Raw genomic sequence first — 11,655 nt, 5'->3', positions numbered from 1 at the left:
GTCGTTCAGGCAGACCGAGTTGATGCCATCGCGGGCAAGCCCGCTCCCACAGGGAGCGAGCCATAGGCGCAGATTATTTCTTGTCGCGAATCGAGAAGTTGGCCATGTGTTCCAGACCCTTGATCAGCGCCGAGTGGTCCCAGTTGCTGCCACCGATCGCCGCGCAGGTGCTGAACACTTGCTGAGTGTTGGCGGTGTTCGGCAGGTTGATGTTCAGCTCCTTGGCGCCTTGCAGGGCCAGGTTCAGGTCCTTCTGGTGCAGGCTGATGCGGAAGCCTGGATCGAAGGTGCCTTTGATCATGCGCTCGCCGTGTACTTCGAGAATCTTGGACGAGGCAAAACCACCCATCAGCGCTTCACGCACCTTGGCTGGATCAGCACCGTTTTTCGAAGCGAACAGCAGCGCTTCGGCGACAGCCTGGATGTTCAGGGCAACGATGATCTGGTTGGCAACCTTGGCGGTCTGACCGTCGCCATTGCCACCGACCAGGGTGATGTTCTTGCCCATGGCCTGGAACAGCGGCAATGCGCGTTCGAAGGCATCGGCGTCGCCACCGATCATGATGCTCAGGGTCGCAGCTTTGGCGCCGACTTCACCGCCGGACACTGGCGCGTCGAGGTATTGCGCGCCTTTCTCGTTGATCTTCGCTGCGAAAGCCTTGGTGGCGGTCGGCGAGATCGAGCTCATGTCGATGACGATTTTGCCTTTGCTGATGCCTGCCGCAACGCCGTCGGCGCGGAACAGCACGTCATCGACCTGCGGGGTATCCGGCACCATGACGATGATGAATTCAGCTTCCTGCGCGACTTCGCGCGGATTGGCCAAAGCGACGGCGCCAGCGGCAACCAGGTCGGCAGGCGCGGCGTCGTGGTGCGCCGACAGGAACAGGCTGTGACCGGCTTTCTGCAGGTTCGCCGCCATTGGGTGGCCCATGATGCCGGTGCCGATAAATCCGATTTTAGCCATGAGAAAATCCTCTTGTTTTTGTCTTGCTCAAGCAAATAGGGGGAGTTGCTTTTATGTGGGAGCGAGCCTGCTCGCGAATGCGATATGCCAGGCGCCACTGATGGTGAATGTGCCGGCCTCTTCGCGAGCAGGCTCGCTCCCACAGGGTTTGTGCAGTGTTCTTAAATTGCGTTGTGGGTTTTCAGCCAGCCGAGGCCTGCTTCGGTGGTGGTCAGCGGCTTGTACTCGCAGCCCACCCAACCCTGATAACCGATGCGATCGAGGTGTTCGAACAGGAACCGATAGTTGATTTCACCGGTGCCGGGTTCGTTGCGCCCCGGGTTGTCCGCGAGCTGCACATGGTTGATCTCGCCCAGGTGTGATTGCAGAGTGCGGGCCAGATCGCCTTCCATGATTTGCATGTGATAGATGTCGTATTGCAGGAACAGATTGGCGCTGCCGACCTGCTCGCGAATCGACAGGGCTTGCGCCGTGTTGTTCAGGTAGAAGCCCGGAATGTCACGGGTGTTGATCGCTTCCATCACCAGTTTGATGCCCGCCGCTTGCAGCTTGTCGGCGGCGTACTTGAGGTTGGCAACAAAGGTTTTTTCAACGGTGGCATCGTCAACGCCCTGCGGACGAATACCGGCCAGGCAGTTGATCTGGGTGTTGCCCAGCACTTGTGCGTAAGCAATCGCCAGATCAACCCCGGCGCGGAACTCTTCAACCCGATCCGGCAGGCACGCGATACCGCGCTCGCCCTTGGCCCAGTCACCGGCCGGCAGGTTGAACAGCACTTGGGTCAGACCGTTGGCGTCGAGCCTGGCCTTGATTTCGGCAGAGCTGAAGTCGTACGGGAACAGGTATTCAACACCACTGAAACCGGCCTTGGCGGCGGCGTCGAAACGGGCAAGGAAATCCTGTTCGGTGAACAGCATGGACAGGTTGGCTGCGAAACGCGGCATGGTGGTCTCCTAAAAACGGATTTGACACGGTGGGTCAGACTGAACGCAATCAGTCCCCTCTCCTGGGGGAGAGGGTTAGGGTGAGGGGGAATCCTGAGTCTGATCCCGATTTTGCGAGCACCGCAAAACCTTTCCCTCACCCCAGCCCTCTCCCGGGGGGAGAGGGAGCTAATTACGTTCAATCAAGCAGCGAAATCGCCGTTGGCGCATCGTTGCCGACCAGCGCCAGGTCTTCGAATTCGTTGACGGCGTTGATCTCGGTACCCATGGAGATGTTGGTCACACGCTCCAGAATGATCTCGACGATCACCGGCACCTTGAACTCTTCGATCATCTGTTCGGCCTTGCGCAGGGCAGGGGCGATTTGCGATGGTTCGAACACACGCAGTGCCTTACAGCCCAGGCCTTCGGCAACTGCGACGTGGTCAACACCGTAACCGTTGAGTTCCGGCGCGTTGAGGTTATCGAAGGACAGCTGCACGCAGTAGTCCATTTCAAACCCGCGCTGTGCCTGACGAATCAGGCCCAGGTACGAGTTGTTCACCACGACGTGGATGTAAGGCAGTTTGAACTGAGCGCCGACCGCCAGTTCTTCGATCATGAACTGGAAGTCATAGTCCCCCGACAGGGCCACGACTTTACGGCTCGGATCGGCCTTGACCACGCCTAGTGCGGCCGGAATGGTCCAGCCCAACGGGCCAGCCTGACCGCAGTTGATCCAGTGACGCGGCTTGTAGACGTGCAGGAACTGCGCGCCGGCAATCTGCGACAGACCAATGGTGCTGACGTAGCAGGTGTCTTTGCCGAACACCTGGTTCATCTCTTCATACACGCGCTGCGGTTTGACCGGCACGTTGTCGAAGTGGGTCTTGCGGTGCAGGCTGGCTTTGCGCTGCTGGCAATCCTGCAGCCAGGCACTGCGGTTTTTCAGCTTGCCGGCCGCTTGCCACTCACGAGCGACTTCGATGAACACGGTCAGGGCGGCAGCGGCGTCGGACACGATGCCCAGATCCGGTGTGAATACGCGGCCGATCTGCGTGCCTTCGATGTCGACGTGAATGAACTTGCGCCCTTCGGTATAGACGTCAACCGAACCGGTGTGACGGTTGGCCCAACGGTTACCGATGCCCATCACCACGTCGGATTTCAGCATGGTCGCGTTGCCGTAACGGTGCGAAGTCTGCAGACCAACCATGCCGACCATCAACGGGTGATCGTCCGGGATGGTGCCCCAGCCCATCAGGGTCGGGATGACCGGGATGCCGGTCAGTTCAGCGAACTCGACCAGCAGATCACTGGCATCGGCGTTGATGATGCCGCCGCCGGCCACCAGCAATGGACGCTCGGCCTGATCGAGCAGGGCCAAAGCCTTCTCGACCTGAACGCGGGTCGCGGTCGGCTTGGCCAATGGCAGCGGCTGGTAAGCGTCGATGTCGAATTCGATTTCGGCCATCTGCACGTCGAAAGGCAGATCGATCAGCACAGGGCCTGGACGGCCGGAGCGCATTTCAAAGAAAGCTTTCTGGAACGCGTAAGGCACCTGGCCTGGTTCCAGCACAGTGGTTGCCCACTTGGTGACTGGCTTGACGATGCTGGTGATGTCGACAGCCTGGAAGTCTTCCTTGTGCATACGGGCGCGGGGTGCCTGGCCGGTAATGCAGAGGATTGGAATCGAGTCGGCCGAGGCGCTGTAGAGCCCGGTGACCATGTCGGTACCGGCAGGGCCGGAAGTCCCGATGCACACGCCGATATTGCCGGCCTTGGTGCGGGTGTAGCCCTCGGCCATGTGCGAGGCGCCTTCAACGTGGCGAGCAAGGACGTGATCGATGCCACCGACTTTCTGCAAGGCGGAGTACAGCGGGTTGATTGCAGCGCCCGGAATGCCAAAAGCGGTATCAACCCCTTCACGGCGCATCACCAGAACGGCGGCTTCGATTGCTCTCATTTTGCTCATGGTTTTGTGCCTCTTTACGTTTTGTAATTGTATACAAGTTGCTTTGCGCAGAGTGTATTCACGGCGGACGGCGCAGGTCAATCCATTTTCTCAAGCGACTGTTTCATTCGTCGGAAGCCGGTTCTGCTGTGGCTTTTCGTCGCATGTGGCGCTTTTCGAGAATTATTGTATACAAAAAAATAACTCATTGTGTTCTATTTGTTGCATCGGACTGCGGCACCTAAGCGCAGCTCCACGACTTTCCCTATAACAAAATGAGGACGGCACCATGAGCGCTTTAACCTTGAAAGTCGCAGTCAACCTGGTCAACGAAGCCATCAGCGCAGGGCGGGGCATCAATGCCGCGCCGTTGACCATCGCGGTACTCGATACCGGCGGCCACCTGATCACCCTTCAACGCGAAGACGGCGCCAGCCTGCTGCGCCCGCAGATCGCCATCGGCAAAGCCTGGGGCGCGATTGCGCTGGGCAAGGGCTCACGCCTGCTGGCAGTGGATGCTCAACAACGCCCGGCGTTCTTCGCGGCACTCAACAGCACGGGGCAGGGCAGCGTCGTGCCGGCACCGGGCGGTGTGTTGATCTGCGATCAGGCGGGGAATTTGCTGGGTGCGATCGGGATTAGCGGCGACCTGTCGGACATTGATGAGCAGGTGGCGATCAAAGCGGTGCAGGCGCTGGATTTGAGGGCGGATGCGGGGGTGGCTGCTTGATCTTTAGCGTCTGACCGATAGTCATCGCTGGCAAGCCAGCTCCCACAAGGTTTTGTGTCGTTCACCCGTTCTGCGTTCGACTCAAAAACCTGTGGGAGCTGGCTTGCCAGCGATGGCGGCTTGATGGACACATGAAGAAAAAAGACTAAATCAGCCAGATGGATCACTGAGGTCTAGCCTTCTGATGAACTCATCATGAAGGGGCAATGGATTGCCTGATCTCCCCGCATCACATCGTCTGCGAGCCGGCCGCTATGCCGAGCCCAACAGAGTTTATCTACTGACAACCAATACACTGAGTCGCGAGCCGGTTTTTGCCGATTTTGCGTTGGGTAGATTGGTAGTTCACCAATTGCGCCGGGCACAAGATCTTGGGTTGGCAAAATCACTGGCGTGGGTAGTCATGCCCGACCACTTTCATTGGCTCGTTGAGTTGGAGAACTGCTCACTGCGCAAGCTGATGCGCGAGACCAAGTCCCTGATTACTCGGGAGGTGAATCTTTGTAGTGGCAGAAGTGGGCAGCTATGGCAGCAGGGCTATCATGACCGGGCACTTCGAAAGGAGGATGATTTGGTGAAAATGGCGCGGTATATCGTCGCCAACCCACTACGGGCAGGTCTGGTTGAGAAGCTCGGCGACTATCCCCTGTGGGATGCCATTTGGATTTGATCTGACACCGGGTTGCCCCTATCGCTGGCAAGCCAGCTCCCACAGGGACCAGTGTCGTTCACGGAATTTGTGTTCGGCACAGAAACTTGTGGGAGCTGGCTTGCCAGCGATGGCCGCGACTAGGTCTCAATCCGGCTCACACCCCTTCAACACCAACCGAGTTATCGTCTGCGCCGCGGCTTCATAATCCGCTTCATCCAGCTTGTCCTTGCCGGTGATCGCCGAGATCTGCCAGTCGAAGTCGGCGTAGGTCTGGGTGGCGGCCCAGATGCTGAACATCAGGTGATTGGGGTCGATCGGGGCAATCTGGCCGCGGTCGATCCAGGTCTGGATGCAGTCGATGTTGTGCTTGGCCTGACCGTTGAGCTGCTCGACCAGGTCGGCACTCAGGTGCGGGGCGCCGTGCATGATTTCGCTGGCGAACACCTTGGAAGCGAACGGCAGGTCGCGGGAGATGCGGATCTTCGAGCGGATGTAGCCGCTGAGCACTTCGCTCGGCACGCCGTCGGCGTTGAACGGAGTCGAAGCCTGCAAGATCGGCACGATGATGCTTTCCAACACCTCGCGGTAGAGGTTTTCCTTGGACTTGAAGTAGTAGTAGACGTTGGGCTTGGGCAATCCTGCCTTCGCGGCGATGTCGCTGGTTTTTGTCGCAGCGAAGCCCTTGTCGGCAAACTCCTCACTGGCAGCACGCAGGATCAGTTCTTTGTTGCGCTCGCGGATTGTGCTCATAAACCCGGTGGTTCCTTGCCTGTTCTGGCGGTGGCGCATGGTAGCACCGGCCTCGCGCAGCGCTCAACAATGCCCCATGTGGCCTGCGGTCGCGTTATGCTTCGCAACATTCATACATAGAAGGAAACAGGATTCATGGCAGGAAGCAGTTTGCTGGTGCTGATCGACGATATCGCCACCGTTCTGGATGACGTTGCGTTGATGACCAAAATGGCCGCCAAGAAGACCGCCGGGGTGCTCGGCGATGATTTGGCGCTCAACGCCCAGCAGGTCTCCGGCGTACGCGCCGAGCGGGAAATCCCTGTGGTGTGGGCGGTGGCCAAGGGCTCGTTCCTCAACAAACTGATTTTGGTGCCCTCGGCGCTGGCAATCAGTGCGTTCGTGCCATGGCTGGTGACGCCGCTGTTGATGGTCGGTGGTGCGTATCTGTGCTTTGAAGGTTTCGAAAAGCTCGCGCACAAATTTCTGCACAGCAAGGCTGAAGATGACGCTGATCACGCGCAACTGAGCGCGGCCGTAGCCGATCCTGCGACTGATCTGGTGGCGTTCGAGAAGGACAAGATCAAAGGCGCGATCCGCACCGACTTCATCCTTTCGGCGGAAATCATCGCCATCACCCTGGGTGCCGTGGCTGGCGCCACGCTGACCCAGCAAGTGATCGTGCTGTCCGGCATCGCTATTGTCATGACCATTGGTGTGTATGGCCTGGTGGCCGGCATCGTCAAGCTCGACGACCTGGGTCTGTGGCTGACCCAGAAGCCTGGGCAAATGGCCCAAAAAATCGGCAACGGCATTCTGGTCGCCGCGCCCTACATGATGAAGGCCCTGTCAGTGATCGGCACGGCGGCGATGTTCCTGGTCGGCGGCGGCATCCTGACCCACGGCGTGCCGGTGGTTCATCACTGGGTTGAAAGCGTTGGCGCAGCGGCGGGTAGCGCGGGGTTTGTGGTGCCGGTGCTGCTCAATGGAGTGGCGGGGATTATTGCCGGTGCGGTGGTGCTGGCGGTTGTGTCGGTAATCGGCAAGATCTGGAAAGCTGTGAAAGGCTAAAAGATCGTAGCCCGCGCCAGCTCCTACAGGGTGTACTCCATCCCAATGTAGGAGCTGCCGCAGGCTGCGATCCTTTGATCTTCATGAAAAAAGGCCATTCGACTCGCATCGAATGGCCTTTTTTGTACCTGCCGAATCTACTCGGCAATCTGCAACTTGCGCGACTCGGTGTACACGTAGCGCACTTTCTCGTACTCGAACGGCGAGTTCAGCTGACCGTAGCGGAAGCCGGTCTGGTAGCGCTTGTCCACCGCGCGCAGGGCCCAGACTTCCGGGTGGTTGGAGCTGACTTCCGAGACGTTGAGGAAGTTGATCGCCGATTCGGTGGTGTAGTCCACGGCCAGACCTGCGGTGTCACGCAGGTTGGATGGGCCGAAAATTGGCAGGACGAAATAGGCGCCGCCCGGTACGCCGTAGAAGCCCAGAGTCTGACCGAAGTCTTCGCTCTGACGCGGCAGGCCCATGGCGGTGGCCGGGTCCCACAGGCCGGCGATGCCGATCGTGGTGTTGAGCAACAGGCGCGCGGTGGTTTCCATCGAGCGCTGGCCTTTGAACTGCAGCAGGCTGTTGACCAGGTTCGGCACATCGCCAAGGTTGTTGAAGAAGTTGCTCACGCCGGTGCGCAAGAAGCTTGGCGTTACGTAACGATAGCCGTCGACTACAGGCAGAAACACCCATTGGTCGAAGCGATAGTTGAAGTGGTAAACCCGACGGTTCCACGACTCCAGCGGGTCATAGACGGCCAGCGCATTGAGCGTCGAACGTTCGAATTCACGCTGGTCCAGGCCCGGGTTGAACTTGAGTTTGGACAGCGGTTCCTTGAAACCGTCACTGTCGACCACCACCGGTGCATTGGCTTTGCTGTTGTCGGCCTGGGCCACGCCTGCACAGAGGAACGCTGCTACCAGCAGGAGATATTTAGCCACGGAAGAACTCCAGCATCGCGTCGCTGTTGACGCGGTAGTTAATGTTGCCGCAATGGCCGCCCAGTGGATAAACGGTCAGGCGATCACCGAAGGTCTTGCGCAGGAAGCCAAGGTCGCCCGGGCCGAGAATCACGTCGTCGGCGTTGTGCATCACCGCAATTTTCGGGCTGTCGTGCAGGTAATCCTTGAGTGCGTACAGGCTGACCTGGTCGATCAACTGCAGCAGGCTGCCGCCGTCGGTGCGCGCGCGCCACATCGGAATGACCTGTTCGGTCAGGTAGCAATCGAAGTCGCATTGCAGCGCACGCTTGAGGAACGGCGTGAGGCTGGTGCCTTCAGTGATCGGGTATTTCGGCGGGGTGATCAGGCCGCGACGATTGATCAGGTCCGAGGTAAACGCAATGTCGGCTGCCGAGAAGCGGAACGAAGTGCCGATCAGCATCGCCATCTGCTCGTTGGTCAGATGCTGCTTGGACTGCTGGAAGTCGTAAAGCAGGGCGTCATTGAGATCGATATAGCCTTTCTGCTGGAAGTAGCGGGTCAGCTTGGCCAGCACCAGTTCATAAAAGGTGGTGCTGTTGTTGATGCCTTTAACCTCGGTCTGCACGAGTTTGTCGAGGTTGGTGATCGAGGTGTAGAGATTGACCGGCGGATTGAGCAGCAGAACTTTCTTGAAGTTGAAGCTGCGACGGGTCTCGTCCAGGTGCGCGACGAATGCGGCATCCAGTGCACCGAGGCTATAACCGGTGAGGTAATAGTCGGTGACCGGCACATCCGGATTTTGCGCCCGTACGGCCTGCATCACCCGGTACATGTCTTCGGCGTCTTCTTTGGTAATGCCCGGCGTAGCGAAGCGGGACGCAGCGCTGATAAAGTCGAAGCTGGTCGGTGAAGACAGCTGCACGACGTGGTAGCCGGCCTTGTAGTAGAGCTTTTTCAGATATTCGTTGAGGGTGCTGTCGAAGCGCGCGCCGGTGCCGGCGATCAGGAAGATCAGCGGCGCGGGTTTGTCCTGTTCGGCGATGCGGTAGGTCAGCTTCTTCACCGGCCAGAAGTTGTCCGGCAGGATGAACTCGCGCTCCGGACGCAGAGTGACGCTGCGGTCCGATTGATTGATGTCGTCGTCCAACGGCAGTTCCGGGCGCAAGTCCGGCGGAGTCGTGGCGATGGTCGCCTCGAACGGGTTGGTCAGGGGATAGCCATAACTGGCGGCGTCGATATCCACCGCCAGTGCGGACGCACTCAAAATAAGGCCGCTAAACAGCGCGGCGAAGCGCAAGGAATGGAGCATGACTGAATCCCTAAGAGGAAGGTGCCGAATGAAGTTCGCAGGCTATGACCACCGCGCTTGCGCCAAAGTGCCATACCGCGGCACCAAACAGGCAGAATTCGGAGTAATAGTAGCTGGACGATACACTTTGCACTGATTGGATGACTAGTTAACAGTTGTTATTGCTTGCGTATGGTTGGCGGCGGATTAAGCTGGCCGCCGATTTCCGAAGATTGGAGTGCTTCATGTCCCGCCGCTTGCCCGTGATTCTTTTACTCGTTTTGTTGCCATTGTGGCTGGCCGCCAGCTACGGCGCGCGTTATGGCTTCATGGAGGATGGCAAATGGGTGGGGATCTGCGTCGATGAGGCCAGCCGTTGGGAATGTCAGCTGCGAGCCAATCTTGGGCTGATGATTCACTTCAAGGTATTGGGCTGGGCGGCACTGGGTAGTGCGCTGATCGGTTTTGTCGTGCCAGGGCGGGCAGGGTGGTGGTTGGCGGTGTTGGCGCTGGTGTTCGGGCTGCCGGCACTGGCGTTGTACAACACGACGTTGGCGGTGTTTGCAGGGGTGATTGCGGGGCTGCGCCTGGTCCGGGCTTCCCGTAGCGCATAACGGTCAGTCATCGCGGGCAAGCCCGCTCCCACAGGGATATGGGGTAACACCCAGATCTAATGTGGGAGCGAGCCTGCTCGCGAAGAGGCCGGTACAAACGCTGAAGATCAGCGGGTGCGAACGCGAAGGCAGCGCCACAAAGCCACAACCATCAACCCGCTGACCAGTGCCCAACCCCAGGCCTGCTGATTCTGCATGCCTTCCAGATACAACTGCGGCGCAATGCCGGCGCCTATGATGAACGTCAGCAGAGCAATCTCCCGACGCGGCACGTTCACCGGTCGACACAGATAAACCAGCGCAGGCAGCACAAATGCCATGGTGGCAAAGCTGCGGTAACGTGCATCGAACACCATCTCGAGCATCATCACCGCCGCCGCAAACCCGGCGGCCGCCACCAGCCATCCGGCACGCCGCTCCAGCAGATTGAAGATGCGTTCACGCCAGCCCGTACGAGCGCTCAAGGTCAGCGCGGCATGCGCCAGCACCAACAGATTCAAGGCCGTCAGCAAGCCGACCCACAGCCATTCACTGGCAAATCGTGTGGTCACAAATGCCAGATCACCCCAGGCCCCGATCGAGCAAGCGGCGAGGGCGCCCAACAGCGGCAGCACCAACGCCGAGCGCGTATTGCGCACTCGACCGCCGAGAAACAGGGTGCCAAGGAAAATCAGACCGCCGACCGCCAGCCATTGCTTCCAGTGCGGCACGTTCGTCACCGGCCCCGCGAGTATGCCTTTGTCCTGACGGTCGGCATCGAACAGCCCCCAGTACCCGCCAACCGCGCCTTCACTGGCACGCTTCCATGGCTGATCGAAAGCTTCGATCAGGTTGTAATGCCAGCCTTCTTTCTCGGCCATGGCAACAAAACCACGGATGAACTTTGCTTCGTTGACCCGGCTCGGCAGTGCCGTCTCGCGCTGGCGACCTTCACTCGGCCAGCCGGTTTCGCCAATCATCACGTCCTTGGGCGCGAACTTGTTGCCGAATACCTGGCGCACCTGCGCCACATGCTGCAACGCCGCATCGATATTCGACGGATCGTCTTCCCAGTACGGCAGCAAGTGAATGGTCAGGAAATCCACCGCTGGCGCGACTTCCGGGTGTTTGAGCCAGAATTCCCAGACATCGGCGTACGTCACCGGTTGTTTGATCTGACTTTTGACCTTGTTGATCAGCTTCACCAACTGTCCGCCGGTGACTTCCTTGCGCAGCAACACTTCGTTGCCGACGATTACCGAGCTGACCACGTCCGGGTTGGCGTTGGCCGATGCGATCAGCAGATCGACTTCCTTCTCGGTGTCTACCGGGTTGCTGTTGACCCAGGCGCCGATCATCAATTTCAGGCCATGTTTACGCGCCAGATCCGGCAGTGCTTCAAGGCCGAACATCGAGTAGGTGCGGATGCATTCGAAGCGGGTGGCGAGCAGGGCGAGGTCGGCGTCCATGCGCTCCGGGCGCAACTTGAACGGTACGTCGAATGGCGACTGGTCTTTGTCGAACGGGGTGTAGGAGGCGCATTGCAGCTTGTGCGTCGGTGTCGCGGCGTCCGGCAGGATCACCGGTTTGCCGAGGCCATACCAGAAGCCGCCGAAGGCAAACAGTCCGAGCAGGCAGGCGAAGAGATAAGGGAGAAAAGGAAAGCGGGACGTCGCGGACATGGTCAGGCCGAGTGGCTGCAAAGCGACGCATGTTACCTGCATTTATCCGGCGGTAGGTGGCTCGCATGATTTTGACATGCAAAGTTCGGGCGGATTATTTGGCGTCATTTATATAGACGTGGTTAATGGCCTTCTAATGTCGTTTCTCGTTGCCTTGA

11 protein-coding genes are annotated in these 11,655 nt (G+C 59.0%); 4 read left to right on the top strand and 7 right to left on the bottom strand.

The features are described from left to right. Positions 1–73: 73 nt before the first annotated feature. The 3 genes from IEQ42_RS00430 to gcl all read right to left on the bottom strand — a co-directional run bounded on the left by IEQ42_RS00430 (position 74) and on the right by gcl (position 3,865). Positions 74–967, bottom strand: a complete 894-nt coding sequence (locus IEQ42_RS00430; protein ID WP_042558274.1) for a 2-hydroxy-3-oxopropionate reductase — start codon at positions 965–967, stop codon at positions 74–76. 161 nt (positions 968–1,128) lie between these two features. After that, a complete protein-coding gene (hyi, locus tag IEQ42_RS00425; RefSeq protein ID WP_016987505.1) occupies positions 1,129–1,911 on the bottom strand; it encodes a hydroxypyruvate isomerase in 783 nt (260 codons plus the stop codon). A gap of 178 nt (positions 1,912–2,089) precedes the next feature. Then, positions 2,090–3,865, bottom strand: coding sequence for a glyoxylate carboligase (gene gcl / locus IEQ42_RS00420; RefSeq protein WP_210702219.1), 1,776 nt, complete (start codon positions 3,863–3,865; stop codon positions 2,090–2,092). 268 nt (positions 3,866–4,133) lie between these two features. Between gcl and IEQ42_RS00415 the strand changes: the two genes are divergently transcribed. Then, positions 4,134–4,574, top strand: coding sequence for a GlcG/HbpS family heme-binding protein (locus IEQ42_RS00415; RefSeq protein ID WP_210702218.1), 441 nt, complete (start codon positions 4,134–4,136; stop codon positions 4,572–4,574). A 211-nt stretch (positions 4,575–4,785) separates the two neighbouring features. Continuing rightward, a complete protein-coding gene (locus IEQ42_RS00410; RefSeq protein ID WP_210702217.1) occupies positions 4,786–5,244 on the top strand; it encodes an REP-associated tyrosine transposase in 459 nt (152 codons plus the stop codon). 126 nt (positions 5,245–5,370) lie between these two features. Here the strand turns inward: IEQ42_RS00410 and IEQ42_RS00405 are convergent, their stop codons facing one another. Further along, positions 5,371–5,976, bottom strand: coding sequence for a TetR/AcrR family transcriptional regulator (locus IEQ42_RS00405; RefSeq protein WP_047300297.1), 606 nt, complete (start codon positions 5,974–5,976; stop codon positions 5,371–5,373). A 135-nt stretch (positions 5,977–6,111) separates the two neighbouring features. Between IEQ42_RS00405 and IEQ42_RS00400 the strand changes: the two genes are divergently transcribed. After that, complete coding sequence (locus tag IEQ42_RS00400) at positions 6,112–7,026, top strand: DUF808 domain-containing protein (RefSeq protein WP_210702216.1); 915 nt, start codon at positions 6,112–6,114, stop codon at positions 7,024–7,026. A 137-nt stretch (positions 7,027–7,163) separates the two neighbouring features. Here the strand turns inward: IEQ42_RS00400 and IEQ42_RS00395 are convergent, their stop codons facing one another. Together IEQ42_RS00395 and IEQ42_RS00390 are read right to left on the bottom strand one after the other, a co-directional pair. Continuing rightward, positions 7,164–7,952 (bottom strand): MlaA family lipoprotein, encoded by a 789-nt coding sequence (locus IEQ42_RS00395; RefSeq protein ID WP_150594217.1) that lies wholly within the window; start codon positions 7,950–7,952, stop codon positions 7,164–7,166. Then, positions 7,945–9,243, bottom strand: coding sequence for a serine/threonine protein kinase (locus IEQ42_RS00390; RefSeq protein ID WP_150594216.1), 1,299 nt, complete (start codon positions 9,241–9,243; stop codon positions 7,945–7,947). The genes IEQ42_RS00395 and IEQ42_RS00390 overlap by 8 nt, the downstream gene beginning before the upstream one ends. A gap of 224 nt (positions 9,244–9,467) precedes the next feature. Here IEQ42_RS00390 and IEQ42_RS00385 point away from each other — a divergent pair, with 224 nt between their 5' ends. Next, complete coding sequence (locus tag IEQ42_RS00385) at positions 9,468–9,836, top strand: hypothetical protein (protein WP_210702215.1); 369 nt, start codon at positions 9,468–9,470, stop codon at positions 9,834–9,836. Between the two features lie 107 nt (positions 9,837–9,943). Here IEQ42_RS00385 and IEQ42_RS00380 read toward each other — a convergent pair whose 3' ends face one another. Continuing rightward, entirely contained in the window at positions 9,944–11,539 is a 1,596-nt protein-coding gene (locus IEQ42_RS00380; RefSeq protein ID WP_210702214.1) for a glycoside hydrolase family 17 protein, read from the bottom strand. Positions 11,540–11,655: the final 116 nt, after the last annotated feature.

The sequence above is a fragment of the Pseudomonas iridis genome (genome assembly GCF_017980685.1).
In the GTDB taxonomy this organism is placed as follows: domain Bacteria; phylum Pseudomonadota; class Gammaproteobacteria; order Pseudomonadales; family Pseudomonadaceae; genus Aquipseudomonas; species Aquipseudomonas iridis.
Note: the sequence above shows the minus strand (reverse complement) of the source record. Positions and strands in the feature narration are given on the sequence as shown.